Below are 25,537 nucleotides of genomic sequence, written 5' to 3' on the forward strand. Positions count from 1 at the left end.
AGGGCGACCGGTTACTTGCTGGCCTTGTTGGCCGCCAGATCCCAGACCGTACCGGCGGTGCCTTCCTTGGTGCCGTCGTCTTTCTGCGCGGTGAGTTCCCATTTGATCTTGGTGAAGTTCAGCGACAGGGTTTCCACCGGTTTGCCACCGGTGCCACCGCTGACACTGACGTTGGACAGCACGACATTGGTCAGGGTGTAGATGATGAATGGCATCAACTGCCCGCTGCCCTCGGCGGCATTGCGGCCGATGGTGATCTTCGCTTCGGGAATCGGTTTGCCCGCGCAGCAGTATTCGTTGAGCGACGGCGTTGAGCTGTCGACGAATTTGGTCAGGGTGAATTCACCAATGTGTGGCCGGCCCGACGTGCGCTCCGAGTTGCTGACGTCATTGGTGACCTGCATGGCCACGTTGTGGCTGTAGGACATGACTTCGATCTTGTCCTTGTAACCCTCGAGCAGGCTGTCGCCTTTGATGTCGCCACCGAGGTCGAGAATGATTGCATCCATCGCTTGAAACTCCTGAAAGGTATCACGCTAGATATAGGGCAGGCCCCCGCCGCACGGGCGGCGGGGGCAGCAGGTCAGGCAGCAACCGGTGGCGGCAAGGTCGCCACCAGGCGAATCGACGCCGTCAGTTCCTCCAGCTGAAAGTGCGGCCGCAGGAACACCGTCGCGCGGTAGGCCCCCGGCTTGCCGGCCACCTCGGTGACATCCACCCGCGCTTCGCGCAACGGGTACTGCGCCTTGATTTCCTGCGGCGCGTTGTCGTTGATCAGCACGTAGTCGGCGATCCAGTTATTGAGGTAGGTCTGCACGTTGTCGCGGGTCATGAAACTGCCGACCTTGTCGCGCATGATCACCTTCAGGTAATGGGCGAAACGCGAGGCCGCGAGCACGTACGGCAACATCGCCGAGATCCGTGCGTTGGCGTTGGCCTCGTTGGTGTTGTAGATCTTGGATTTGTTGGTGGTCTGGCCGCCGAAGAACACCGCGATGTCGCTGTTTTTCTTGTGGCACAGGGCGATGAAACCGAGGTCGTTGAGTTCCTTCTCGCGGCGGTCGGTAATGGCCACTTCGGTCGGGCATTTCAGCGACAGGTCGCCGGAGCTGGTCCGGAAAGTGTGCGCCGGCAGGCCTTCCACCGCACCACCGCCTTCAGCGCCGCGAATTGCCGCGCACCAGCCATACTTGGCAAACGCTTCGGTGATGCGTTGCGACAGTGCCCACGCGGCATTGCCCCACAGGTATTTGCTGTGGTCGGTGCCGTTGACGTCTTCGACGTAATTGATGCCTTCCACCGGTGAAGTGTCCGGGCCATAGGGCAGGCGCAGGAGGAAGTGCGGCAGCACCAGCGACACATAACGCGAGTCTTCGCTCTCGCGGAACGAGCGCCACTTGATCAGTTCCTGACTCTCGAAAACTTTCGACAGATCGCGCGGCACCGCCAGTTCGGTGAAGCTGTTCATGTCGAACAGCCGAGGACTGGCGGCGGCAATGAACGGTGCGTGCGCGGCGGCGGCGACGTTCGACAGTTTCTCCAGCAGGCCGATGTCCTGCGGGTGACGACCAAAGGTGTAGTCACCCACCAGCAGGCTGAACGGATGCCCGCCGAAGGTGCCGTATTCCTCTTCGTAGATCTTCTTGAACAGCGCGCTCTGGTCGAATTCGACGGCTTTCTCCAGATCGTTCTGCAGCTCTTTCTGCGTGACGTTCAGCAGGCGCAACTTGAGGCGGGTGCTGGTTTCGGTGTTCTGCACCAACATGTGCAAACCGCGCCACGAGGCTTCGAGTTTTTGCAGGTCGGGGTGGTGTAGCACCTCGTTGAGCTGAGCGCTGATCAGTTCGTCGATCTGGCTGATGCGGTCGTTGATCATCGCCACGGTGTCCTTGTCGATGGCCATGCCTTCGTCGAGCACCTGGGTGGCGAATTCCGCGAGCATGTCGCGGGCGTAATCCTGCTGACTGTCATCGTGGGCCATGCGGCCTTCGGCGATGATCCGGTCGAGCAGGGATAAAGTCTCGGCTGCAGCATTGTCGCTGGCTTGATTCTGGGCGGCGGCGGGCATGACGGATGCTCCCTCGGTTAAGTGGATGATCAGGCTTGCGGTTCGGCCGGCGCCTCGGCATCAGCTGCCGGGGTAGCGGTGTCCGGGCGGGCCGACTTGATCTCTTGCAGGCCTTCGGTGTTGGCGATCACGTCGCGCAACAGCTTGTCCAGATCATCGTTGCCGTCGAGTTTGGTCAGCAGATCGCGCAGACGCTGGCGGGCCTCGAACAGGCGCCGCAGCGGCGTGACTTGCTCGACCACCTTGACCGGATCGAAGTCGTCGATGTGCTTGAAGTTGAGTTCGATGTTGAGCTTGCTGTCGTCGCCGCTCAGGGTGTTGTTGACTTGCAGCGTGGCGCGCGGGCCGATCGAGGCGAGCACTTCGTTGAAGTTGTCGCGGTCGATTTCGGTAAAACGCCGTTCATTCAGTTTTGCCAATGGCTCAAGCGGTTTACCCGAGAGGTCGGCGAGGATCCCGACTACCAGGGGCAATTCCTTTTTCTCGATGGCGTTGCCGATTTCGACGTCGTAGGTGATTTGCACCCGGGGCGGGCGCACCCGGTCGAGCTTGTGCTGAGTACTTTCTGCCATGACGGCGGACTCCGATGCGTTGGGCGGGCGCAATGCATCGGGAGGCCCGTTCATCGCTTTCCCTTACTGGACCGTAGGTTAGAAAGGGGAGCAGATGACCTGTCGTTCCTTTGACAAACCTTCCTCATTCGGCGGTAGCGGCCGAACTACCCAAGACGCTAGAACAGGTCTATAAAAATGCAAGCAAAAACATTTTTGGACAGGGTCGGGAAAAGGAAAATTCATTTTGTACGGACGTTTTTTTGTAGCGATGGTGTTTGCGCTCATGGCCGGCTGTTCCTTCTTCGGGCCGAAGGTGGACCTCGACAGCCTGACCCTCGACGTCGCACCGAAGGCCAATGACGACACGCCGATTGCCGTGGATTTCATTGCGGTCGCCGACCCGGATCTGCTCAAGCAACTCTCGGGCATCAGCGCCAGCCAGTGGTTTGCCGGACGCGAGCAGTACCAGCGCGACTATCGTCAGTTGATGAGTGTGTGGGGACTGGAGCTGGTGCCGGGGCAATTCATCGACCGCCAACCCTTCCCGCTGGGGGGCAAGAAGGCCGCTGGACTTTTAGTCTTCGCCAGCTATAACACACCCGGAGCGCACCGATTGCGCCTCGATGACCAGAGCGAAGCGTGGCTGAAATTCGACAGTCGCGAGATGACGCTGGTCAATCCCACCGAGCACTGAAAAACCACCGCTGCCGCCGGATCGCGGCGTAGTCGAAGGGAGTCGTATGAGTCTGCTACCTGACGCGGTTTGCTGGCACGAAGGCATGCAATTGCTGCCGCAGCATTTTCAGTTGCAAGGGCTGCGGGCCGAAGCGCTCGGGGCGCATCTGGCGCAGGCGTGCAACCCGTGGTTCTGGGGCGTCAGCCATATGGAATTCGACCCGTCGGCGCTGAGCGCAGGCGTGGTGCGGGTGGTGTCGCTGCAAGGCACTCTGCCCGACGGTTTGCCGGTGGACTTGCAGGCCGGGATCGGCCCGACCCTGGAGCTGGACGTCAGCACCGCGATCGACGCCACCGACGATGCCACCGTCACCGTGTATCTGGCGATCAGCCCGATGTGGCGCGCCGGGCAATTGCTGCCGCTCAAGGGCCGTTTGCAGTCGGTGGTCGGCGAGGCCTTGCCGGACCTCACCAGCGGTGAATTCCCTGAGTCGATCACGGTCTGGCGACCCAACCCACGGCTGTGCACGCAACTGAACAAGGCGGATTCGATCTGCCTGCCGCTGTTGAAGATCCGCAAGGAGGGTGGTGGTTTTCTGCCGCTGACCTACACCGCACCGACGCCGCTGCTGTTGCCGGAGTCGCCACTGGGTCGCCGCATCGCCGGACTCTGCGCGCGGGCGCGGGAGAAGTGCCTGTTTCTTGGTGGCCGCTTGCGTCAGGCGCAACAGGCCGGCAATCAGGACGATGCCCTGGAAATCCGTCGCCAGTTGACCGCACTGTGGGCGCGTCTGCCGGAAGTCGAAGGCGCACTCAACAGCCGCATCGCCCACCCGCAAAGTCTTTACGTGCACTTGCTCGGTCTGGCTGGCGCGTGGTCGGCGCTTGATCCGCTGGCCGGGGTGCCGGCGTTTGCGCCGCTGGATTTTCTTGAGTTACAGCGCGGTTACGACGCCGTGTTGCAGTGGCTGGAAACCACCCTGGAACTGATCCGTGCCGGTTATCGCAGCCTGCCATTCGAACGCAGTGAACAGCACTTTTCGATCCAGTTGCCCGACGAGCAGCCGAGCCAGCGTCTGGTCATCGGCCTGCGCATGCCCAACGGCGCCAGCGAGCAGGCTGCCGGCGACTGGCTGCGTGGCGCGATCATCGCTTCGGCGCCGCATATCGCCTTGCTCAGCCGTCAGCGCATGAGCGGTTTGCCCCATCAGGCGATGAGTCGCAGCGAACAAGTGGCCTACAGCGTCGGCGATGACACGCGCCTGTTTGTGGTCACGGCCGAAGGCGCCTGGTTCGACGCCCAACTGCCGCTGACCATCGCCGCGCCTGCTGCGAAGCTGACCAGCAGCCCCTGGCAGGTGGTGCTGTTTGTCGCCCAGAACAGTGAAAGTGCCTGATCACACAAGGAACGCCGTATGTCGCAGGGAAGTGCCGCAAGCCTGGGGTTGCAGGACGCACCGTTGAGCAGCGCGTTCCGCCAGACGTGGCAGCAATGGCAACAGGATTGGGCACAATTGCCCAAGGACAGCGAGGACGAAGCGGCGCTGGTGGAGACCGTGGTCGAGCTGTCGACCCAGGCTTCGCAGCGACTGTGGCGCACGGCGTATTCGCGGGTCGGCGACTCGGCGACCGAGCAGGTCAAGGCGCTGGTGTACGCGTTCGTCGCACTGGTCGATGAAACCCTGCTGTTCAGCCCGTGGCCGGGACAAGCGGCGTGGCAGGACAAACCACTGGAGTCGCGGCTGTATTCCAGTCGCCAGGCTGGCGAGCAAGTGCCGGCGGCCATTCAAACCCTGCTCGATGAACAACAACCGACCACCCGCGACCTCGCCAACGTGTATTTGCAATGCCTGATTCTCGGCTTTCACGGGCGTCTGCGCGGCGAACACAGCCAGGCGCAGCTGGCGAAATGGCGGCTGGCGCTGTTCAACTTTGCCTGGCAGGACGACGCCACTTACGACGATGTCAGTCAGCGACTGGTGCAACCGTCGCTGGCCGCGCCGTTGCAGTTGCCGGTCCGCACGGCGCTGCCGGACGGCTTTCGTCTGGCGCTGGGCATTCTGGCAATGGTGTTGCTGTTGACCGGGTTCGGCCAGTTGCTCTGGCGTGACATTCGCTCCGAGCTGGAACCGGTGCTGCAAATGCCCGATTCCGTGGCCACGCCGGAGCAAGACTCATGAGCACCCTGACGATTGTCGCGTGGGTCGTCGGGTTGCTGTTGCTGCTGGTGATCATCGCTGTGGCGGTGTGGTGGCTGCGCACCCAGAGTGGTGCGGCGATCCGCAGTTTCTATGCGGCCGTACGCCATATGGAACAGGAGCAGGGCAGTCGCGATCGGTATGAGATGCCGTGGCTGCTGATGCTCGGCGATGACACTCAAGGTACGCAGCTGGTCACTGAATGGCATTTGCAACCCACCGACAAACCGGCGTGGTTCGGTCGTTGGTGGTCGGACCCCGAGGGCGCGGTGCTGGTGGTGCCGCAGGCGCTGTTCTTGCCGGACGACGGCATGCATCTGCAACGCGGTGGCTGGTGGCGGCTGCTCGGGTTGATCCTGCGCCTGCGCAGCAAACGGCCGCTGGACGGCGTGATCTGGACCGTGCCGGTCAGCCACCTGAGCAATCTGGAGCAGGCAGCGAGCCTCGGTCTGGCCGCACGCCGCCGCTTCATTGATCTGCTGCAACGCTTTGGCTTGAGCGTGCCGGTGTACGTGATCGTTACGGGACTTGAAGAGTTGCCGGGGTTTCAGGAGCTGATTGATGCCTTGCCCGATGAGGCTCGTGAACGCACCTTGGGCTGGTCGTCGCCCTACGCGCGCGATGCTGTGTGGCAAGGGCAGTGGAGCGATCAGGCGCTGGACCGTATTCATCGTGCCGTGGCTGAAGCAGTGATCGAAATCGGCACCTTGTCCGGGCATCTGAGCGCCGATCTGTATGCGTTGCCCGAGCGTCTGGAAACCCTGCGCCGTGGTTTGCAGAGTGTGCTGGAGCCGGTTTTTCAGGGCAATGCGCAGGGTGAGGCGCCGTGCTTTCGCGGGGTGTACTTCAGTGCGAGTCAGGCTAGCGAGGACGCCAGGGACGGTTTTTCCGCCGATGACAGCGGCTTGCAGCAAAGCGTGTTCGTGCGCCAGTTGTGGCGTCAGCGTCTGGTCGGCGAACGGGGCCTGGCGCAAGGGGTGCCGCGCCTGTTGCGCCTGCGTCAGCGCTGGCAACGGCTGACCGCCGGGGTGGCGCTGGTGGTCGGGGTGATCTGGGCGGTGGCGATGCTGTGGGTCTGGCACCAGTCGGTCAAGGATGCCCACGAGCTGGCGCGGCTGATGCAGGGTGCGCAGAAGAGCTACTTGGCGGTCACCGATGACGCACATCGGCTCGAGCCGACCCGGCGCAACGTGCAGAGTTTCTGGCGGGTGCTGGAGCGTGCGCCGCACTGGCACTATGTGTCGCTGGCGTTTCCGACCTCGTGGTTTTCCTCCCTCGACACTCAGCTCGAACAAGAGGTGTTCAAGTCAACGCAACGCCACATGCTCGTGCCTCTGCACGAATGGCTGGTCGACGAACTGGACAGGATCAAGGCGATCCGCGCCACCGACCGACGCAGCAGCCTCGAAAGCGAAGACCCGGCGCAGTGGCAGAACTATCAGAAGGCGAGCGATCTGGTCGACCGCGCGCTGCGCCTCGAGTTGCAAAACCAATTGTTCGGGGAGGTCCAGAACAATCAACGGGCGCCGCTGGATGACCTGGTGAAACTGAGCAACAGCGCGCTGTCGCTCAATCTCAACGCGGCGACCTTGCCCCATGCGGCGTACTACAACCGCCTGCTGGCAGCAGGGGATGGCGGCGATTTGCAAGCGCTGGATCTGAGCGTCGAGCGGCCCTTGATCACCAGCCACTTTACCGGGCTGATGGAGCGTTGGCTCGATCAGTACTTCCTCGCCGACAACTTCGTCAGCAAGGCCGGATATCTCAAGCTGCACCTGGAGCAACTGGAGGCCGGCAGCGGCAACAGCCTGACCGAACTGGAAGACCTGCGGGCACTGATCGACGACCTGCAAGCGGCGATCGCCCTGACCAATTCCACCTGGAGCCGCGGCAAAGGCCAGGAACTGGTGCCGGGTTATCGAGAGTTTCTCGACAAGGTGCACAAAAGCATCTTGCTTGGCCCTGCCGTCGAGCAGCAACTGGAGGCCCAGGCGAGCAAGTTGCAGCAGAGTTTCCGCGATCAGTGGATCGCCCAGGTCGGCTCGCGCGGCAACTTGCTGATCCAGCAGGGCAGTGGGCAACTGGCATTGCAGGAACATGTGGTCAAACTCGACAACGCGGTGCAGGCGCTGTTCAAACGTGACTTCGTTTCGGTCGCTCTGCGCGCCAGTCAGGACAGCGCCAATCTGCGAGGTCAGACCGTGGATGGCGATGACCTCAACACCTCGTTGAACTACTTCTCCAGTTACAAGAGTTACATCGCCGAAGAACTGCCGCGCATTCCGCCGGCTTATCGTGAAGCCTTGCTGCAAACCGCCGAAAGTGCTGCCGCGCAGGCGATGTGGCTGAGCCTCAAGGATCACGACGATCAAATGCATCCTTATGCGGTGTTCAATGTACAGGCCGAGCAGGCGATGGCGTTGCAAAAGGCCTTTGTCGAAGTGCATCGCAACGATCTTGCTGCGCGGCTGCAAGGCGCCCTCAATCGTCGGGCACTGGCACAAATCGTTGGCGGTCTTGATGAAATCACCGCGCAACCGCTGTTCGCCGGACGCACCGAAATCAGCCAGTGGGACGGCTCGAAAAACCTCGGCCTGCAACTCTATGGCGCCAACGATGTGCAGGACTTGAAGCTGAGCCTCAAGCAGCAGTTCAACACCATGCTCGGCATCACCGAACGGCGCACGTCGGCATTGCAGTGGTTGATGGCCCAACAGGGCAATCTGTCGGCGCTGGATTACGAGCGGGTCACCCAGTTCAGCGCACTCAATGACGAATTGCTCAAGTACAAGGAGGCGAACCCGGCGAGTTCACCGGCGCAGATCGAGCAACTGGTCAGCCGCGATTTCATCGAGATGGACACCGCCTCCTGCGTGCAGGTCCTGCAGACCGCCAACCTTGCTGGTGGCCGCGGGACCCTGGCGATGCGTGCGGTGGAATTGCAGCAGTCGGCCATGCAGCGTTGCCAGTACCTGCAACAACAGCAGGCTGCGGCGGCGTGGAATGAACTGGCCAATTACTTCAATCAGTACCTGGCCGATCGCTTCCCCTTCGCCAACGGCGTGCAGGCGCAGGATGCCGACCCGGCGCGCGTCCAGCATTTTCTCGAGATCATCGACAAACGCCTGCCGGTGGCCCAGGCCGGGCTGGTGCTGAGCCAGACTCCCGAACGCCAGGCGGCAGAAGACTTCCTCAACCGCTTGAAGCAGGCCAGCACGTGGCTGACGCCGCTGTTCGTGCGCGACAAGAGTGGCATTCTCGGCGTTGAACTTGATGTGCGCTGGCGTACCGATCGCGAGGACGAAAAGGGCGCCGATCAGGTGATTGCCTGGGGTCTGCTCGCTGGCAGTCAGCAGATCAACTATCCCGCCGCCGAGCAACCGAACCTGCGCTGGATGGTCGGCCAGCCTGTTCGCCTGACCCTGCGTTGGGCGCGCAATGGCAAGGAACGTCCAGTCAACGATCCGCTGCAACCGAACCTGGTGGTGCGCGATCTGGAAGCCGGTTGGGAATACGGCGGGCCGTGGTCGTTGCTGCGCATGATGCGTGCGCACTTCTCTGTGCAGCGTCAGCCGAGCATGGATTACACCGATTTTCCATTGACCTTGCGCCTGCCGGTGACGGCCTCGACAGACAGCGTCACCAGCGAATTCACGCGGATGTACGTGCGGCTGTCGCTGATGAGTCAGGGCTCGAAACTGCCGCTGGCGATTGCGCCGCTGCCGACCCGCGCACCGCGTTCACCGTTCCAGTTCACCGGCACCACGGCCGCCATTGAAACGCAGAAGGAGGGCCTGTGAGCCTGCCATTAACCCAATTGCCGGACTTGATTGATCAGTTGCTCGCACCGATCAGCGCCGAAGCGCCGTGTGGCGTCGATTTGCGTTATGAACGCGAGTTTGATCAGTTGCGTGATCTGCGTCGCGAGGATGATGCGAGCTTGCCGACCGGGGTCTGGCAGTCGACGCTGAAGCGGGCGAATTGGCCGGAAGTGGAGAAACTCACGACGACGTTATTGCTGGAACGCAGCAAGGACCTGATGCTCAGTGCCTGGCTGGGCGAGGCGTGGCTGCACCTGCAAGCGCTGGATGGACTGCCCGGCAGCCTGGCGTTGATCGCCGGGTTGTGCGAACGCTTTCCCGAGCATCTGCACCCGCAGGCCGAGGACGGCGATCAGTCCTGGCGGGTCATCCCGCTGGAATGGCTGGTGCGGCGTTACAGTGAAATCCTGCTGACGCGGGTGCCATTGTTCGGCACCCGTAACAGTGATTTCGAGAGCTGCACCCTTGAGGTATGGCGGCGCTTGCAGCTGCAGCAGGTACAGGTCAACGACAGTAAAAATGCCAAGAGCTCGGCGGAAACCGCGCGCAACGAACAGAAGAAACTCAACGAACAGATCCGCGCCACGCCGTTGGCCTTTTGGCTGCGCACCCAGGGCAATCTGCTACTGAGCCTGCAACATCTGCAACGGCTCGACACCTGGAGCGATGCCTATCTGGGCGAACAGGGCCCAGGGTTGCGGCCGTTGCAGGAAACCATTCAAGCGCTGCTGACGCTGGTTCAGGAGTTTATCGCCATGCACCCACAACAACCGGCGCCGCCACCGCCGCTCGCCGAAGCACCGCCCGCTGTGGCACAGCCTGAAGCGCAGGCGCCGGTTGCGCAGGTATTCCGCGAACCGGCCAGCCGTGAGGAGGCTTACCGGCAATTGCTGCTGATTGCCGAATACCTGGCCCGCACCGAACCCCACAGCCCGGTGCCGTATCTGATCCGGCGCGGGGTCGAGTGGGGCAACAAGCCGCTGAGCGAACTGCTCGGTGAATTGATCTCCGCCGATGCCGAATCGCGACGCCTGTGGACCTTGCTTGGCGTGCTCTAGTGCACGCGCTGGTTGGAGATTCGCGGCGGCAGGGCGATGGGGGTCAGCACCGGTTGCCCGGAGAAAAACGCCACGAGGTTTTTCCCCACCAGTTCCACCGTGCCTTGGGTGGCTTCCGGTGACAACCCGGCGACATGTGGCGTGAGCAACACGTTGCTGAGGGTTTTCAGCGCGTCGGGCACTTGTGGCTCATGATCGAACACGTCCAGTGCGGCGCCGGCAATGCGCCGTTGCTCGAGGGCGGCGATCAGATCTGCCGTGGCAATCACACTGGCGCGGGCGATATTGACGATAAAGCCTTTCGGCCCGAGGGCATCGAGCACCGCGCGCGTGACCAGCGATTGCGTGCCGATGCCGCCGGGAGTGGCGACGACGAGAAAATCCGAGGCTCTTGCCAGATCGGTCGGGGTCGAGCAAAAGGCGTAGGGCACGTCAGTGCGCACCTGGCGGCTGTGGTAACTGATTGCCATGTCGAAGCCCAGGTGGGCGCGTTTGGCAATCGCCATGCCCACCGCGCCGAGGCCGAGAACCCCCAGGCGTTTGCCCGCCAGCGACGGGCGCATGATCTTTGGCCACTCGCCCCGGCGCACCGCCGCATCGCAGCGCGGAATATCCCGCACCAGCGCCAGCAGCATGGCCATGGCGTGGTCGGCCACCGACGAGGCGTTGACCCCGGCGCCATTGGTGACGGTAATCCCGCGGTCACTGGCGGCTTGCAGATCGACCTGCTCGTAACCGGCGCCGATCACCGTGATGATCTTCAGCGCGGGCAGGGCGGCGATTTCTTCGGCGGTCAGGCCCAGTGGCCCGCGGGTCAATACGGCGTCGATGCGGCTACCCTGGCTGGCGATGGCCTGCGCGCGTTCGGCCGGCGTCGGCGCGAGAATCAGGTGAAAGCCCTGATGTTCGAGAATCGGCAGATAGTCATTGATGGTTTCAACCAGTACCAGAACGGTGGCGGGCATTGCGCGGCTCCTGAGATCGTCGGCGGGGTTGGTTCGCGAAAGTCGTAGCAGAGTGCTGATTGCGGAGCGGCCTGGCAATCTTTGTCATTCGCGCTGTGATTGATTCTGGACGCCTTCGCGCAAGAAGCAAGCGCACCGCAATACCGGCCATCCAGTGTGCCGGCATGATCACTGGGCTGCCCGGGCCCTGGTTTGTTCGGCGAGGGCAATCGGTTTGAAATCATAAGTGGGATAGAACTCGGTCCGGTAACTGCCCCACGCGGTGTTCTCCAGGGCGAGGTTGACTTCCGCCAGACGCGAAGCCGGGAAGCGCACGGTGACCACCTGGCCGATGCCCATCATGATGTTCCAGCTCACCACTTCGACGCCGGCCGGGGGGAAGGTTTCATAGAACCCCTGGCGAGCGAGCTGAGCCTTGATTTCGCTTAACGGTCGCGACTGATCGTGTTTCAGAAACACGGTGAGCATCATCGCGTTGTCCGGAGTGGCAGCCGCATGGTTTGCAGCTGGAGTGACGGCTTGTGCATGAACAGCGCTGCAGCAGACCGAAGCGATCAGCGCTGTCGACATCAGCAGTGTTTTAAGTTTTTGCACGATGGGCATCCTGTTTTATTGTTTGATGGCCGCCCGGGGTTTCATCGGGCGGTATTCATTGCCATATTCGTCGCGGGAAAATATAGGCCCGGATTGAAAGTCTGTTCAATGGCGGGGAAGTTGCTTGTAACAAATAAACTTTTAGTCACGTTTTGTTATGGTTTTATAAGGTGTTTTTAGTTGTAGGAAATATCTGAGTTCTTTGATGATTTATACGGTGGGTAATATTCTTTTCGCGCGATACAGGTGCGGGTTATTGCCAGTCACAATAAATACTTAAACAAAGTTGTAGGAAAACGAGCGCCAATAAAAGAGGGCATTGACGCCGCCGCACTTTGGTGCAACGGCGCAGCCCCGGCTCAGAACGTCCCATCGACACGGGTGAGCAGCCCTGCGAACGCCGCGTGGCGGGAGGTGAAGGGCGGTCAACTGGCGTATTGCGCGATGCCATTGCCGAACGACCAGTTCTCTTTTTTCACTTCCACCAGATTGATGAACACGTCTTCGAGACGGATGCCCAGTTGGGTGTTGAGGTTTTGGGCGATGGTCTGATAGAGCGCTTTTTTCTGCTCCAGGGTGCGGCCTTCGTTGAGCGTTATCTGGATGATTACCAATTGGTCTGTGCGCTGGATGCCCAGGTACTGCGGGTCGAAAATGAAGTGCTCGCCATCGTGCTCGGCAAGGATCTGGAAGTTGTCGTGCTCCGGCACATTGATGGTGCTGCGCATGGCGGCGTAGACCTGTTCGCCGATGTGTCTGGCGAAGTGGGGGGCGGGGTTTTGTTTGATGTCAACGCGAACCAAAGGCATGAGAAGGCTCCGCAGGGCAGGGGACTCATCTCACGCTAGATCATGTGGCCTAAATTGAAAGGCTTGGGTGCTTGAGCTCGAAAAGATGTATCAAAAACGACATTTCAGGTGTCTCTCAGCGACAGCTTTATTCCCAAAAGCGACACCCCGCTGATCTGCACCGCACAACCATTCCTCAGCTAAGTCTTTGCTTCTGCTCATTTATCGCGGAGAATCGCGCCCCTGTTTCGGCCGGGGCATGTCTGTCGGTTTTTTCCGATGCGTCCTGACCGAGTGGCAAGTGACCGGAATGCGGAGATCCGACCGGATGAATGATCAGGCCAAAAGCGTCGATCAACGCTTTGATGCAGCAGCACCCGCTGAACTTTCGAGCTGGAATCGCCAGGACACCACCTGGATGTTGGGACTGTTTGGGACGGCCATCGGCGCCGGTACCCTGTTTTTGCCGATCAACGCAGGGCTGGGAGGCTTCTGGCCGCTGGTGATCCTTGCGCTGCTGGCTTTCCCGATGACGTTCTACGCACACCGTGGCCTGACCCGCTTCGTGCTCTCCGGTCGCGAAGGCGCCGACATCACTGACGTGGTCGAGGAGCATTTCGGCATCAAGGCCGGGGCGCTGATCACCTTGCTGTATTTCTTCGCCATCTTCCCGATCCTGCTGATTTACAGCGTTGGCCTGACCAACACGGTCGCGAGTTTCCTTGAACACCAACTGCACATCACGCCACCACCGCGCGCGTTGCTGTCGTTCGTGCTGATCCTCGGCCTGCTGGCCGTGGTGCGTTGCGGTGAGCAGGCGATCGTCAAGGCGATGAGCCTGATGGTGTATCCGTTTATCGTCGCGCTGCTGTTTCTGGCGGTGTATCTGATTCCGCACTGGAACGGTGGCATCCTGACCACCGCTTCGCAGGTGCCCGCACCGTCGGCGCTGCTGCACACCCTGTGGCTGGCGATTCCGGTGATGGTGTTCTCGTTCAACCACTCGCCGATCATCTCGGCCTTCGCGGTGGATCAGAAGCGTCGTTACGGGGTTCACGCCGAAGAACGCAGCTCGCAGATCCTGTCCCGTGCGCACCTGTTGATGGTGGCGATGGTGCTGTTCTTCGTGTTCAGTTGCGTGCTGACCCTGTCGCCGGAACAACTGGCCGAAGCCAAGGCGCAGAACCTGTCGATCCTGTCGTACCTGGCCAACCACTTCAGCAACCCGACCATCGCGTTTGCCGCGCCGCTGATTGCGTTTGTGGCGATTTCCAAGTCGTTCCTCGGTCACTACATCGGTGCCAGTGAAGGCTTGAAAGGCCTGATCGTCAAAAGCGGCAAGCGTCCGGGTGCCAAGGCGCTGGATCGCATTGTCGCGGCGTTCATGCTGGTCATCTGCTGGATCGTCGCAACGCTGAACCCGAGCATCCTCGGCATGATCGAGACCATCGGTGGTCCGGTGATCGCAGCCATCCTGTTCCTGATGCCGATGTATGCGATTCGCAAGGTGCCGGCGATGGCCCGTTATCGTGGTCAGGCGTCGAACGTATTTGTCACCGCCGTGGGGCTGGTAGCGATTTCGGCGCTGGTTTATTCGCTGAGCGCTTAAGGCGAGATCGAGAGATCGCCGCCTGCGGGGTTTTATCTACACCCGCAGGCGCTGCCGAGGGCGGCGATCTTTTGCTTTTCAGCTACAGTAGGCCGCTGCGCATCCGTGATGCGCAGCGGCTTTTTTTCGTCTGGAGACAGTGGATTGTCGAGCGCGCCCCAAGCTGTAGAACCACCCAATCGCTGGCAGGACATTCTCGCCGGACTGTCGATTGCCGGCCTGTTGTTGCCCGAAGCCGTCGCCTATTCGACCATCGCCGCATTGGCGCCCCAGGCCGGGGTAATTGCCTTGTTTGCGGGTTTGCTCTGCTATGGGCTGTTCGGCACCAGCCGTTTCGCCATCGTCTCGGCGACGTCATCGTCAGCTGCCGTGCTGGCGGCGGCCACGGCGTCGCTGGCCAATGGCGATCCGCAACTGCGCGCGAGCCTGGCGATCGGCCTGGTGCTGGTCACGGGTGGGTTGTTTCTGCTGGCGGGGATCTTTCGTTTTGGTAGCGTTACCGCGTTTATCGCCAAACCGGTGTTGCGCGGATTTGCCTTCGGACTGGCGCTGACCATCATTATCAAGCAGGTCGCCAGCGTCGTCGGCGTGCACTTGACCGACGCGAATCTGGTGCGCTTCGCCCCGCAATTACTCGAACAACTGCCGCAATGGAACTGGCCGGCGGCCGCTGTCGCTGGCGTCGCGCTGGTGTTGTTGTGGCTGTTTTCGCGATTCCCCCGAGTGCCCGGTGGCTTGCTGGTGGTCGGCATCGGCATCGCCGCCGGGCAGTGGCTGAACCTGCCGGCGTATGGCGTGAAGATGATCGGGCTGATTGACCTGAGTCTGGAGGTGCCGAATCTGCCGGTGTTGCCGTTCGCTGACTGGCTCCGGTTGGGTGAAGTGGCGTTCGCGATGGTGATGATTCTGTATGCCGAGTCCTACGGTTCGATCAGCTCGTTTGCGCTCAAGCATGGCGACCGCGTCACCTCCAACCGCGATCTGCTGGCACTCGGCGCCTCGAATCTGCTGTCTGGATTGTTCCACGGCATGCCGGCAGGGGCGGGCTATTCGGCGACTTCGGCGAACGAGGCAGCGGGGGCAACGTCACGCTGGGCGGGCGGGGTAGCGGCGCTGGTGGTGCTAGTGATCGTACTGACGGTGCTGCCATGGATCGCCCTGACGCCGGAGCCGATTCTGGCGGCGATCGTCATGCACGCCCTTGGCCGCGGCTTGAGTCTGCAGCCGCTGGGCCGCTATTTCATCTGGCGTCGGGACCGGGTGCTGGTGTTGTGCGCGGTGGCGGCGGTGCTGGTGCTGGGTATTCTCGACGGCTTGCTGGTGTCGGTAGCCATCAGCGTGTTGCTGATGCTCAAACAGATGTCGGCGGCGGATATTCAGGTGCTCGGGCGGATCGACGGCGGGCACGATTTTGTCGATTTGCAGCGCCATCCAACGGCGATGGTTGAGCCGGGCGTGTTGATCTTGCGACCCAGCGAGGCGCTGTTTTTCGCCAATGTGGAGCGAATTCTCGGTGCGGCGCTGCACTTGATACGTCATTCGGACGCGCCGCTGCATACGGTGATTATCAGTCTGGAGGAAAGCCCGGACCTGGACGGTACCAGTATCGAGGCGATGCAGGAGTTCTTCCTGCGCGTGCATCAGGAAGACAAGCGGTTGATTCTGGCGCGGCTCAAGCATGAGGCGCTGGCTGCGCTGGAAGCGTTGCCGGAGGTTACGGCCAATGGGGTGATCCTCAGCGGATTGAGCGTTGATGGCGCGGTGCAGCAGGCCCTCAAGCCCAACACTGACCCCTTGTAGGCCTTCGCTATTTTCAACGTATAAAAAAACGCCGCTCATCTCACGATGGGCCGCGTTTTTCATTGCTTTGTAACGTTAGGCTTGAACGACCGGGATCTTGGCGTTCGCAGCAGCTTCACGGAACTCGGCGATCTGGTCGAAGGACAGGTAGCGGTAAACATCGGCCGCCATGCTGTCGATCTTGCCAGCGTATTTCATGTACTCCTCGACGGTCGGCAGGCGACCCAGGATCGAGGCTACGGACGCCAGCTCAGCCGAAGCCAGGTAGACGTTCGCGCCGTCGCCCAGACGGTTCGGGAAGTTACGGGTCGAAGTCGAGACCACGGTGCTGTTCGGCTCAACGCGTGCCTGGTTACCCATGCACAGCGAGCAGCCTGGCATTTCCATGCGTGCGCCGGCCTTGCCGTAGATGCCGTAGTAGCCTTCTTCGGTCAGTTGGTGAGCGTCCATCTTGGTCGGCGGCGACAGCCACAGACGGGTTGGCAGCTGACCCTTGACCTGATCCAGCAGCTTACCGGCAGCGCGGAAGTGACCGATGTTGGTCATGCACGAACCGATGAACACTTCGTCGATCTTCTCGCCAGCAACGCTGGACAGCAGACGGGCGTCGTCCGGGTCGTTCGGCGCGCACAGTACAGGCTCGCTGATGTCGGCCAGGTCGATTTCGATGACTTCGGCGTATTCGGCGTCGGCATCGGCTTCCATCAGTTCCGGGTTGGCAACCCAGGCTTCCATCGCTTGCGCGCGACGTTCCAGGGTACGCGCATCGCCGTAGCCTTCGCCGATCATCCAGCGCAGCAGGGTGATGTTGGAGTTCAGGTACTCGGTGATCGACTCTTTCGACAGCTTGATGGTGCAACCGGCAGCCGAACGCTCGGCCGAGGCGTCGGACAGTTCGAACGCCTGTTCCAGGGTCAGACCTTCCAGGCCTTCGATTTCCAGGATGCGGCCGGAGAAGGCGTTTTTCTTGCCTTTCTTCTCGACGGTCAGCAGACCGTTCTGGATGGCGAAGTAAGGAATCGCATGAACCAGGTCACGCAGGGTGATGCCAGGTTTCATTTTGCCTTTGAAGCGCACCAGGATCGATTCCGGCATGTCCAGCGGCATGACGCCGGTGGCAGCGGCGAACGCGACCAGACCGGAACCGGCCGGGAACGAGATGCCCATCGGGAAACGGGTGTGCGAGTCACCACCGGTACCTACGGTGTCCGGCAGCAGCATGCGGTTCAGCCACGAGTGGATGATGCCGTCGCCCGGACGCAGGGAAACGCCGCCGCGGGTCATGATGAAGTCAGGCAGGGTGTGGTGAGTGGTCACGTCGATCGGCTTTGGATACGCCGCGGTATGGCAGAACGACTGCATTACCAGGTCAGCGGAGAAGCCCAGGCACGCCAGGTCTTTCAGTTCGTCACGGGTCATTGGACCGGTGGTGTCCTGAGAACCTACGGTGGTCATCTTCGGTTCGCAGTAGGTGCCAGGACGAACGCCTTGGCCTTCTGCCAGACCGCACGCCTTGCCGACCATTTTCTGCGCCAGGGTGAAGCCCTTGGTGCTTTCAGCCGGTGCTTCCGGCTTCTTGAACAGGTCGAATGCTGGCAGACCCAGTTCGGCGCGAGCCTTCTCGGTCAGGCCACGGCCGATGATCAGCGGGATACGACCGCCGGCACGGACTTCGTCCAGCAGCACAGGGGTCTTCATTTCGAAGGTGGTGATGACTTCGTCGGTACCGTGCTTGCAGACTTTGCCAGCGTGCGGGTACAGGTCGATCACGTCGCCCATGTTCATGTTCGATACGTCGAACTCGATTGGCAGTGCGCCGGCATCTTCCATGGTGTTGTAGAAGATCGGAGCGATTTTGCTGCCGAAGCAGAAACCGCCAGCGCGCTTGTTCGGCACGTAAGGGATGTCGTCGCCGAAGAACCACAGCACCGAGTTGGTCGCCGATTTACGCGAAGAACCGGTACCGACCACGTCACCGACGTAGGCGATCGGGAAGCCTTGACCGCGCATTTCTTCGATCTGCTTCATCGGGCCGGTCTTGCCTTGCTCGTCCGGAACGATGCCGTCACGGGCCATTTTCAGCATGGCCAGGGCGTGCAGCGGGATGTCCGGACGCGACCAGGCGTCTGGCGCCGGGGACAGGTCGTCGGTGTTGGTTTCGCCGGTTACTTTGAATACGCGCAGGCTGATTTTGTCTTCCAGCACAGGGCGCTTCTTGAACCACTCGCCGTCAGCCCAGGATTGCAGCACGGCTTTGGCGTGAACGTTGCCGTTCTTGGCTTTTTCAGCCACGTCGTGGAAGGCATCGAACATCAGCAGGGTGTGCTTGAGTTCTTCGGCAGCCACTGGCGCCAGTTCGGCGTCGTCCAGCAGTTCAACCAGGGTCACGATGTTGTAGCCGCCCTGCATGGTGCCGAGCAGTTCTACAGCGCGCTTCTTGTCCAGCAGAGGGGAGGTGACTTCGCCTTTGGCCAGGGCCGACAGGAAACCGGCTTTGACGTAAGCGGCTTCGTCCACTCCTGGTGGTACGCGATTGGTGATCAGGTCAACGAGGAAAGCTTCTTCGCCAGCCGGAGGATTCTTCAGCAGCTCGACCAGGCCTGCAGTTTGTTCGGCGTTAAGCGGCTGGGGAACGATACCCAGGGCTGCACGCTCTTCGATATGTTTGCGGTAGGCTTCAAGCACAGTTATTACCCTCATCAGTGGTCCCAAATGGGTGTCCGGGACGCTCATCCCGAAATGGCCGTACTCATGCACCTCACGACGTTGTGGGTCGCTCGGTCAGAATTACCGGCAATTCCTTACAGAAGCTGCTTTCAAAGTTTTACGCCTGCAGAACGGGGAGCTGATGAGGGTTGGCGACAGGCTTTTCCCCGCTGGAAAAACCCTTCGCCAACACCGCTCTGAAGGAACGACTGTGCTCGTGACGCTTTGAAAACAGCTTCTAACGGACATTGGCGCCTTAAAAGGCTGGCTGATTCTACGGCAAAAAAAATTTAAAGGTAAGTCGGGCTCTATTGGACTTTGGTGGCGTTGTGCGTGCACGGGGCAAACCGCGATCGAGGCCTTGCCCCTGACGTTTGAGGGGTGATCAATGCCCGACAAAGGGCTAACATGCCGGCCTGTTCCGCGTTTCAGTGTTTTGCCAATTTATGCCCAATCAGACCATCAAGACCCCCTGCGTCGGCCTCTGCTCCACTGTTTACGGTGATCTGGTGTGCCGTGGCTGCAAGCGTTTCCACCACGAAGTGATCAACTGGAATGGTTACGGGGAGGAGGAAAAGCGCGCGGTGTGGTTGCGTCTGGAGCAGTTGCTGTCACAAGTGATGGCGAGCAAGGTCGAGATCTTTGATCCGGCGCGCCTGCGCCAGCAGCTGGAACAGCGCAAGATCCGCTTCGTGCCGCATCAGTCGGAGTACTGCTGGGCGTATCAGCTGATTGCCCGAGGGGCCCGGGTGATCATTAATCTGGAGGCCTACGGGATGGTACTGCTGCCGGAGTTCCGCGACTGGAACCTGCCGGAACTGCGCGATGCCATTGATCGGGAATTCTTCCTGCTGTCGGAAGCGCACTACCAGCGCTACATCGCCCCGGGCTTTTTGAAAGACGCCTTCGGCGCTTGAAAGCTTCGCGAGCAAGCTCGCTCCCACAATGATTTTGTGAACGACATCAATTCAATGTGGGAGCGAGCTTGCTCGCGAAGGGGCCGGTTCAGGCACCGCAATCCTTAGTGCTTCACCGTCAGCTCCACCAGATGATCCTCAACCTCCTGCGGCTTGAGCACCAGCACATCGCTTTCCAGTGCATCCAGCACCACTTCGGCGGTATTGCCGATCAGCGCCCCTGACAACCCGGTGCGCGCCACGGTGCCGATGACCGTCACCGCCGCCTTCAGCTTGTGCGCCATGAACGGGATCAACACGTCCGCCGGACCTTCTTCGATGTGCAGATGCGCATCATCGACATCGAACTCCGCCTGAAACGCCCGGCATTGCTCGCGATAGCGCGCCTCGATGGTTTCACTCAACTGCATGGTCGTATCGGCCGCCGACAGCATCGGCGATGGGTGGGCGCTGATCACATGCAAATACCCCTTGGCCAGGCTGGCAATGTCGTAGCCGTGATCAATGATGGTGGTGTGCAGATGCCGGTGCTCGCCATCGGCATTGCCGACATCGACGGCCGCGAGGATCACCCGGTCTTTCCAGGAAGTGGAGGTTTTCACCAGCAACACCGGGGTCGGGCAGTGGCGCAACAGTTTCCAGTCCGCCGGGGTCAGCAGGGCTTTTTTCAGCGAGCTGTCGGGGAAATGCTGCTTGATCACCAGACCGCAGCCTTCGGCCTGCTGCACGTCGATGATGGTTTCGTGCAGGCTCTCGTTCCATGCCTGTTCGGTGGTGACGCTGTAGCCGTCCGCCAACAGCGCGGCCTTGAGCACGCTGAGCATGCCGGCGTGGTCGTGCTTCTTGTCGCACACCAGCAGGTGCAGATGAGCCTGGGTCACGCCAGCGATCAACTTGGCGCGCTTGAGCGCCAGGCTTTCCGAATGTTCGGGTTCGATGACCACCAGAATGCTGCGAATGGCTTGCATGAGCGGAGTCTCCAGCAAAGAAAAGGCACGGCGTTGCACAACTATAGTTGCTGCCCGAACGTCCGTGACTTGATGCATATCAACACCCGCCACTGGTGGTCTGCGGACAGGCCGGTATAATCGGCGGCCTTCGCTCGAACACCTTTTACCGTGAGCCCCATGATCCTTCCCGAAATCCACGAATTCCTTGGCTGCCGCACGCCCGACGCCTGGGTTCAGGCCGCACTGGCCGATCAGGAAACCCTGCTGATCGACCACAAGAACTGCGAGTTCAAGGCTGCCAGCACCGCGCTGAGCCTGATTGCCAAGTACCATTCCCACGTCGACCTGATCAACATGATGTCGCGCCTGGCCCGGGAAGAACTGGTGCACCACGAACAAGTCATGCGCATCATGAAGCGCCGCAAGATCGAACTGCGTCAGCTGCATGCCGGGCGTTACGCTTCGGGCCTGCGCAAAGTGGTGCGCAGCCACGAACCGGTGAAACTGGTCGACACACTGGTGGTCGGGGCCTTTATCGAAGCGCGCAGTTGCGAGCGGTTCGAAGCACTGGTACCACATTTGGACGAAGAACTCGGCAAGTTCTACTTTGGCCTGCTGAAAAGCGAGGCGCGGCACTTTCAGGGTTACCTGAAACTGGCTTACCAGTATGGCGACGCGAAGGACATCGCCCAGGTGATCGAGAAGGTTCGCGCTGCCGAGCAGGAACTGATCGAGTCGCCCGATGAAGAATTCCGTTTTCACAGTGGCGTACCGGCCGCGGCCTAAGATCAAAAGATCGCAGCCTGCGGCAGCGCTTACAGGGCATAGCATGTCAACGTCAGGAGCTGCCGAAGGCTGCGATCCTTGCTCTTGATTGTAAAAAACTCTTAAGAGTATGAAACATCACCGAAAACCGGCCCCCATGGCCGGTTTTTGCTGCCTGAAACAAACGTCCTGCCCGCGATTGCCGCCATAATGTCGCCCACTTCACACAAGGGTGGCAGACGGGCGTTATGGATAACCTGGGTTTTGGCAAAGTCCTGCTGGTGGAAGACGATGAGCGTCTGGCCACGCTGATCGCACACTTCCTCGAACAACACGGTTACGAGGCGCGCGCGGTGCATCGCGGCGACCTGGCAGTGGCGGCCTTTCTCGAATTCAAACCGAAAGTGGTGGTGCTCGACCTGATGCTGCCGGGGCAGAGCGGTCTGCACGTGTGCCGCGAGATCCGCAGCGTGTCGGACACGCCGATCGTCATCCTGACGGCCAAGGAGGATGACCTCGACCATATTCTCGGTCTCGAATCCGGTGCCGACGATTACGTGATCAAACCGATCAAGCCACCGGTGTTGCTGGCCCGCCTGCGCGCATTGCAACGGCGACAAGTGCCGGACAGCAACGTGGTCAGCTTCATGGAGTTCGGCCAGTTGAGCATCGACCGCAGTTGCCGCGAAGTGCGTCTGGCCGCCGAGGTCATCGAAATGACCACGATGGAGTTCGAGCTGCTGTGGTTGCTGGCCAGCGCGGCGGGCAAGATCCTTTCGCGCGATGACATTCTCAACCGTATGCGCGGCATCGCCTTCGATGGCCTGAACCGCAGCGTCGACGTGTACATCAGCAAGTTGCGCAACAAACTCAAGGACAACCCCCGCGAGCCGGTGTGTATCAAGACCGTGTGGGGCAAGGGCTATCTGTTCAATCCGTTTGCGTGGGAGCTGTAGATGCTGCGGTTATTTCTCGGGCTGTTTCTGGTGATGACAATAGGTCTGGTGCTGGCCCTGCAAACGGTCGAGCGCACTTTTGATGCCTTGCTCGATTATCAGATGCAGGACTACAACCGTGAGGCCGTGCGCGGCCAGGCCTGGACTTTGGGCCAGCAGCTGCGCGACCTCGACAGACCGGCCCGGGAACAACAGCTGGAAACGATCCGACCGCATTACGGTTTGGGGCTGACGCTGGTCGACGCCTCTGAACTGGCTCTGAGCAACGAGGAAAAAGCCGAGCTGGCCAAAGGGCTGCTGGTGATCCGCGACAAGTACAACCAGTACATTTCTGCGATTGACGAGGGGCCGCAGTTGCTCAGCATCCGCTTGCCGGCCGAGCCGAGCCTGATGCCGTTCTACATCGCCAGTGCCTACCTGATGATTGCCGTGTTGATCGGCATCGTCCTGTTTTTCTGGGTGCGCCCGCACTGGCGCGATCTGGAAAAACTGCGCCTGGCCGCCGAGCGTTTCGGCGATAACGATCTGTCGGTGCGCATCCAGTTGTCGAAGCGTTCGAACATCCGTGATCTGGCCGAACACTTCAACCTGATGGCGGCGCGCATTGAAGGGCTGATTGCCAATCAGCGGGAACTGACCAACGCCGTGTCCCACGAGTTGCGCACGCCGATTGCGCGGCTGTCGTTTGAACTCGACCAGCTTAAGCAACAGCCGGACGCCAGCCAGAACCGCGAGCTGATTGCCGACATGTACGCCGACCTGGGCGAACTGGAAGAAATGGTCTCCGAATTGCTCACCTACGCCAGTCTCGAGCGTGGTGCCACGGTGATCAAGCGCGAGAACATCCAGGCGGCCAACTGGCTCGATAGTGTGGTCGGCAGTGTGGCGCTGGAGGCGGAAGCGGCGGGGGTGCAGTTGCTGATTGGCGATTGCCGGCTCGACACGGTGCGTATCGAACCTCGCTTCATGGCGCGGGCGGTGATCAATCTGCTGCGCAACGCGATTCGCTATGCCGAGCAGCGGGTGGAGGTGTCGCTGGTGCGCCATGGCGACTACTACGAAGTGCGGGTCAACGACGACGGGCCGGGCGTGCCGGTGGACGGCCGGGAGAAGATCTTTGAACCGTTTTCGCGGCTGGACGCGAGCCGGGATCGCCGTACCGGCGGTTTCGGTCTGGGGCTGGCGTTGGTGCGGCGGGTTTCGCAGTCCCATGGCGGGCAGGTTGAGGTCGGGGATTCGGCTTGGGGCGGGGCGTCGTTTCGCATGACCTGGGCGCATCTGGATTGAATGCGTTGCTCTGTGCCGCCCCCTTCGCGAGCAAGCTCGCTCCCACATTGGATTTGTGAACGCCAGAGATCATTGTGGGAGCGAGCTTGCTCGCGAAGGGGTCAGTCCAATCGGCATTTTTGCTACTGACCCACCGCCATCGCGAGCAGGCTCACTCCTACAGGGGGGAGTCTGGAGTTACGCGGTCAGCGGGTCAAACCGAGGCGTTCATGCCATTGGGCGATGGATTCTTCGGGGTAGACGTCGAACTGTTTGTCTTTCGCTGTAACGTCGATTTCCACCCACGGTGCTTTCGAGCCGAGCATCAGATGCGTATGTTCCGGGGGCACCGGCAACGGCGTGTCGATGGCCGAGGCAAACGGGTGGATCAGTTCCGGCCATTCCGGGCTGAACAGCCACAAGCCGCTGCCGCACAGTGAACAGAAATGTCGTTCGGCGCTGCTGCGATGGGCGCGCTGGTCGCCTTCGTCTTTCATCTTCGCGTGGTAAATGCTGATGTGTTTGCGCCCGCGCACCTTGAGGCTGGTCGCGTCGCCGCCAAGGTTGATCGCATAACCGCCACCGCCCTGAGTCTTGCGACAGATCGAGCAGTAGCAGCGTTGATAAGGGTAGGGATGGGCGCTGGTGAGACTGAACGTGACCTCGCCACAATGGCAGGAGCCTTCGAGTTGCATGGTTGCTCTCCCGTTTTTGAATGTGCGGTTGAGCCTAGAACATTCAGTGCGATGGCGGTCGGTGTGATTCGACGGGCGGGCGCAGCGTCTAGCCCCAGTGTCCCCGCAATCCCATGGGGCGAGACTTCGGAACCCGGCATGCAAGCGCTGTTGAACGAGATCCTTGACGCTGTCCGGCCCCTGATCGGGCAGGGCAAGGTGGCTGACTATATTCCTGCCCTCGGCACCGTGCCGGCCAATCAACTGGGCATTGCCGTGTATGGCAACGACGGCGAGATGTATTACGCCGGCGACGCCGAGACGCCGTTCTCGGTGCAGAGTATTTCCAAGGTGTTCAGCCTGGTGCAGGCGATCGAGCATTCCGGCGAGGCGATCTGGGAGCGGCTGGGTCACGAACCGTCCGGCCAGCCGTTCAATTCCCTGGTGCAACTGGAGTTCGAACGCGGTCGGCCGCGTAACCCGTTCATCAACGCCGGTGCGCTGGTGATCTGCGACATCAATCAGTCGCGCTTCGCTGCGCCGACCCTGTCGATGCGCGATTTTGTCCGGCGCCTGTCGGGCAATCCGCAAATCATGATCGACGGCAAAGTCGCCGATTCCGAATACCAGCACCGTGCGCGCAACGCGGCGATGGCGTATTTGATGCAATCGTTCGGCAACTTCCACAACGACGTCGAAGCGGTGCTGCGCAGCTACTTCAGCCATTGCGCGCTGCGTATGAGCTGCATTGATCTGGCCCGGGCGTTCTGCTTCCTGGCCAACGACGGGTTCTGCAAGCACAGCGGCGAACAGATCCTCAGTCGGCGCCAGACCCAGCAGGTCAACTCGATCATGGCCACCAGCGGTTTGTACGACGAAGCCGGCAACTTCGCCTATCGCGTCGGTTTGCCGGGCAAGAGCGGGGTGGGCGGCGGGATCGTCGCGGTGGTGCCGGGGCAGTTCACGGTGTGCGTGTGGTCACCGGAGTTGAATGCAGCCGGCAACTCGCTGGCAGGGATGGCGGCACTGGAGATGCTCAGCTCAAGAATTGGCTGGTCGGTGTTCTGATCCGATCACACAAACACCACAAACCCTGTGGGAGCTGCTTGTCAGCGATGAGGCCGGGAGATCCAGAATCAATGTCGCCTGAACCACCGCCATCGCGGCGATGCG

General features: G+C 61.0%; 21 protein-coding genes. 12 read left to right on the forward strand and 9 right to left on the reverse strand.

Annotation, left to right across the window (positions count from 1 at the left end):
- Positions 1-11: 11 nt before the first annotated feature.
- From HV782_RS11965 to tssB, 3 genes are all read right to left on the reverse strand, one after another.
- On the reverse strand, positions 12-509 hold the full coding sequence (locus HV782_RS11965) for an Hcp family type VI secretion system effector (RefSeq protein WP_123467681.1): 498 nt from the start codon (positions 507-509) through the stop codon (positions 12-14).
- Positions 510-583: 74 nt separating this feature from the next.
- Positions 584-2,068, reverse strand: a complete 1,485-nt coding sequence (tssC, locus tag HV782_RS11970) for a type VI secretion system contractile sheath large subunit (protein WP_186747670.1) — start codon at positions 2,066-2,068, stop codon at positions 584-586.
- A 29-nt stretch (positions 2,069-2,097) separates the two neighbouring features.
- Positions 2,098-2,640, reverse strand: coding sequence for a type VI secretion system contractile sheath small subunit (gene tssB / locus HV782_RS11975; protein ID WP_123467685.1), 543 nt, complete (start codon positions 2,638-2,640; stop codon positions 2,098-2,100).
- Positions 2,641-2,890: 250 nt separating this feature from the next.
- On the opposite strand from tssB, the gene HV782_RS11980 reads away from it, so the two are divergent.
- From HV782_RS11980 to tssA, 5 genes are read left to right on the forward strand one after another with little or no spacing between them, the layout of a single operon-like run.
- A complete protein-coding gene (locus HV782_RS11980; RefSeq protein WP_128614472.1) occupies positions 2,891-3,316 on the forward strand; it encodes a type VI secretion protein in 426 nt (141 codons plus the stop codon).
- A 46-nt stretch (positions 3,317-3,362) separates the two neighbouring features.
- Complete coding sequence (gene tssK, locus HV782_RS11985; protein ID WP_123467689.1) at positions 3,363-4,694, forward strand: type VI secretion system baseplate subunit TssK; 1,332 nt, start codon at positions 3,363-3,365, stop codon at positions 4,692-4,694.
- An 18-nt stretch (positions 4,695-4,712) separates the two neighbouring features.
- Positions 4,713-5,477, forward strand: a complete 765-nt coding sequence (locus HV782_RS11990; RefSeq protein ID WP_186747672.1) for a DotU/TssL family secretion system protein — start codon at positions 4,713-4,715, stop codon at positions 5,475-5,477.
- Positions 5,474-9,295 (forward strand): type VI secretion system protein, encoded by a 3,822-nt coding sequence (locus HV782_RS11995; protein WP_186747674.1) that lies wholly within the window; start codon positions 5,474-5,476, stop codon positions 9,293-9,295. The genes HV782_RS11990 and HV782_RS11995 overlap by 4 nt, the downstream gene beginning before the upstream one ends.
- On the forward strand, positions 9,292-10,374 hold the full coding sequence (tssA, locus tag HV782_RS12000) for a type VI secretion system protein TssA (RefSeq protein WP_186747684.1): 1,083 nt from the start codon (positions 9,292-9,294) through the stop codon (positions 10,372-10,374). Before HV782_RS11995 ends, tssA begins: the two co-directional genes overlap by 4 nt.
- Here tssA and HV782_RS12005 read toward each other — a convergent pair.
- The 3 genes from HV782_RS12005 to HV782_RS12015 all read right to left on the reverse strand — a co-directional run bounded on the left by HV782_RS12005 (position 10,371) and on the right by HV782_RS12015 (position 12,742).
- Positions 10,371-11,339, reverse strand: a complete 969-nt coding sequence (locus HV782_RS12005; protein ID WP_128614400.1) for a 2-hydroxyacid dehydrogenase — start codon at positions 11,337-11,339, stop codon at positions 10,371-10,373. The two genes, tssA and HV782_RS12005, sit on opposite strands and share 4 nt — an antisense overlap.
- 168 nt (positions 11,340-11,507) lie before the next feature.
- Positions 11,508-11,942, reverse strand: a complete 435-nt coding sequence (locus HV782_RS12010; RefSeq protein WP_177490473.1) for a hypothetical protein — start codon at positions 11,940-11,942, stop codon at positions 11,508-11,510.
- Between the two features lie 416 nt (positions 11,943-12,358).
- Positions 12,359-12,742 carry a tautomerase family protein gene (locus tag HV782_RS12015; protein WP_186747686.1) on the reverse strand — a complete coding sequence of 128 codons (384 nt, stop codon included), beginning with the start codon at positions 12,740-12,742 and terminating at the stop codon, positions 12,359-12,361.
- 307 nt (positions 12,743-13,049) lie between these two features.
- On the opposite strand from HV782_RS12015, the gene HV782_RS12020 reads away from it, so the two are divergent.
- Together HV782_RS12020 and HV782_RS12025 are read left to right on the forward strand one after the other, a co-directional pair.
- Positions 13,050-14,330, forward strand: a complete 1,281-nt coding sequence (locus HV782_RS12020; RefSeq protein ID WP_128614397.1) for an HAAAP family serine/threonine permease — start codon at positions 13,050-13,052, stop codon at positions 14,328-14,330.
- A 144-nt stretch (positions 14,331-14,474) separates the two neighbouring features.
- Positions 14,475-16,130, forward strand: coding sequence for a SulP family inorganic anion transporter (locus HV782_RS12025; RefSeq protein WP_186747688.1), 1,656 nt, complete (start codon positions 14,475-14,477; stop codon positions 16,128-16,130).
- A 75-nt stretch (positions 16,131-16,205) separates the two neighbouring features.
- Here the strand turns inward: HV782_RS12025 and acnB are convergent, their stop codons facing one another.
- A complete protein-coding gene (gene acnB / locus HV782_RS12030; protein ID WP_186747746.1) occupies positions 16,206-18,815 on the reverse strand; it encodes a bifunctional aconitate hydratase 2/2-methylisocitrate dehydratase in 2,610 nt (869 codons plus the stop codon).
- A gap of 467 nt (positions 18,816-19,282) precedes the next feature.
- Between acnB and HV782_RS12035 the strand changes: the two genes are divergently transcribed.
- Positions 19,283-19,753, forward strand: a complete 471-nt coding sequence (locus HV782_RS12035; RefSeq protein ID WP_108590615.1) for a DUF1289 domain-containing protein — start codon at positions 19,283-19,285, stop codon at positions 19,751-19,753.
- 104 nt (positions 19,754-19,857) lie between these two features.
- Here the strand turns inward: HV782_RS12035 and HV782_RS12040 are convergent, their stop codons facing one another.
- On the reverse strand, positions 19,858-20,721 hold the full coding sequence (locus HV782_RS12040) for a universal stress protein (RefSeq protein WP_123467713.1): 864 nt from the start codon (positions 20,719-20,721) through the stop codon (positions 19,858-19,860).
- A 159-nt stretch (positions 20,722-20,880) separates the two neighbouring features.
- Here HV782_RS12040 and HV782_RS12045 point away from each other — a divergent pair, with 159 nt between their 5' ends.
- The 3 genes from HV782_RS12045 (at position 20,881) to HV782_RS12055 (ending at position 23,711) form a co-directional block, all read left to right on the forward strand.
- The gene (locus HV782_RS12045; protein WP_025111469.1) at positions 20,881-21,489 is read left to right on the forward strand and encodes a MiaE family protein; all 609 of its coding nucleotides are present in this window, start codon (positions 20,881-20,883) and stop codon (positions 21,487-21,489) included.
- A gap of 227 nt (positions 21,490-21,716) precedes the next feature.
- Complete coding sequence (locus tag HV782_RS12050; RefSeq protein WP_186747690.1) at positions 21,717-22,424, forward strand: winged helix-turn-helix domain-containing protein; 708 nt, start codon at positions 21,717-21,719, stop codon at positions 22,422-22,424.
- Positions 22,425-23,711: an ATP-binding protein gene (locus HV782_RS12055; RefSeq protein WP_186747693.1), complete on the forward strand. Its 1,287-nt coding sequence runs from the start codon at positions 22,425-22,427 to the stop codon at positions 23,709-23,711.
- A 185-nt stretch (positions 23,712-23,896) separates the two neighbouring features.
- Here HV782_RS12055 and HV782_RS12060 read toward each other — a convergent pair whose 3' ends face one another.
- Positions 23,897-24,385 (reverse strand): GFA family protein, encoded by a 489-nt coding sequence (locus HV782_RS12060; protein ID WP_186747695.1) that lies wholly within the window; start codon positions 24,383-24,385, stop codon positions 23,897-23,899.
- Positions 24,386-24,523: 138 nt separating this feature from the next.
- On the opposite strand from HV782_RS12060, the gene glsB reads away from it, so the two are divergent.
- A complete protein-coding gene (gene glsB, locus HV782_RS12065) occupies positions 24,524-25,432 on the forward strand; it encodes a glutaminase B (protein ID WP_186747698.1) in 909 nt (302 codons plus the stop codon).
- The last annotated feature ends 105 nt before the right edge of the window (positions 25,433-25,537 follow it).

The sequence above is a fragment of the Pseudomonas monsensis genome, from assembly GCF_014268495.2.
Taxonomy (GTDB): domain Bacteria; phylum Pseudomonadota; class Gammaproteobacteria; order Pseudomonadales; family Pseudomonadaceae; genus Aquipseudomonas; species Aquipseudomonas monsensis.

What these genes read in the sequence shown, in the direction of transcription:
- HV782_RS11965 (WP_123467681.1), bottom strand. Translation starts at nt 509, where the DNA reads ATGGATGCAATCATTCTCGACCTCGGTGGCGACATCAAAGGCGACAGC.
- tssC (WP_186747670.1), bottom strand. Translation starts at nt 2,068, where the DNA reads ATGCCCGCCGCCGCCCAGAATCAAGCCAGCGACAATGCTGCAGCCGAG.
- tssB (WP_123467685.1), bottom strand. Translation starts at nt 2,640, where the DNA reads ATGGCAGAAAGTACTCAGCACAAGCTCGACCGGGTGCGCCCGCCCCGG.
- HV782_RS11980 (WP_128614472.1), top strand. Translation starts at nt 2,891, where the DNA reads ATGGTGTTTGCGCTCATGGCCGGCTGTTCCTTCTTCGGGCCGAAGGTG.
- tssK (WP_123467689.1), top strand. Translation starts at nt 3,363, where the DNA reads ATGAGTCTGCTACCTGACGCGGTTTGCTGGCACGAAGGCATGCAATTG.
- HV782_RS11990 (WP_186747672.1), top strand. Translation starts at nt 4,713, where the DNA reads ATGTCGCAGGGAAGTGCCGCAAGCCTGGGGTTGCAGGACGCACCGTTG.
- HV782_RS11995 (WP_186747674.1), top strand. Translation starts at nt 5,474, where the DNA reads ATGAGCACCCTGACGATTGTCGCGTGGGTCGTCGGGTTGCTGTTGCTG.
- HV782_RS12005 (WP_128614400.1), bottom strand. Translation starts at nt 11,339, where the DNA reads ATGCCCGCCACCGTTCTGGTACTGGTTGAAACCATCAATGACTATCTG.
- HV782_RS12010 (WP_177490473.1), bottom strand. Translation starts at nt 11,942, where the DNA reads ATGCCCATCGTGCAAAAACTTAAAACACTGCTGATGTCGACAGCGCTG.
- HV782_RS12015 (WP_186747686.1), bottom strand. Translation starts at nt 12,742, where the DNA reads ATGCCTTTGGTTCGCGTTGACATCAAACAAAACCCCGCCCCCCACTTC.
- HV782_RS12020 (WP_128614397.1), top strand. Translation starts at nt 13,050, where the DNA reads ATGAATGATCAGGCCAAAAGCGTCGATCAACGCTTTGATGCAGCAGCA.
- HV782_RS12035 (WP_108590615.1), top strand. Translation starts at nt 19,283, where the DNA reads ATGCCCAATCAGACCATCAAGACCCCCTGCGTCGGCCTCTGCTCCACT.
- HV782_RS12040 (WP_123467713.1), bottom strand. Translation starts at nt 20,721, where the DNA reads ATGCAAGCCATTCGCAGCATTCTGGTGGTCATCGAACCCGAACATTCG.
- HV782_RS12045 (WP_025111469.1), top strand. Translation starts at nt 20,881, where the DNA reads ATGATCCTTCCCGAAATCCACGAATTCCTTGGCTGCCGCACGCCCGAC.
- HV782_RS12050 (WP_186747690.1), top strand. Translation starts at nt 21,717, where the DNA reads ATGGATAACCTGGGTTTTGGCAAAGTCCTGCTGGTGGAAGACGATGAG.
- HV782_RS12055 (WP_186747693.1), top strand. Translation starts at nt 22,425, where the DNA reads ATGCTGCGGTTATTTCTCGGGCTGTTTCTGGTGATGACAATAGGTCTG.
- HV782_RS12060 (WP_186747695.1), bottom strand. Translation starts at nt 24,385, where the DNA reads ATGCAACTCGAAGGCTCCTGCCATTGTGGCGAGGTCACGTTCAGTCTC.
- glsB (WP_186747698.1), top strand. Translation starts at nt 24,524, where the DNA reads ATGCAAGCGCTGTTGAACGAGATCCTTGACGCTGTCCGGCCCCTGATC.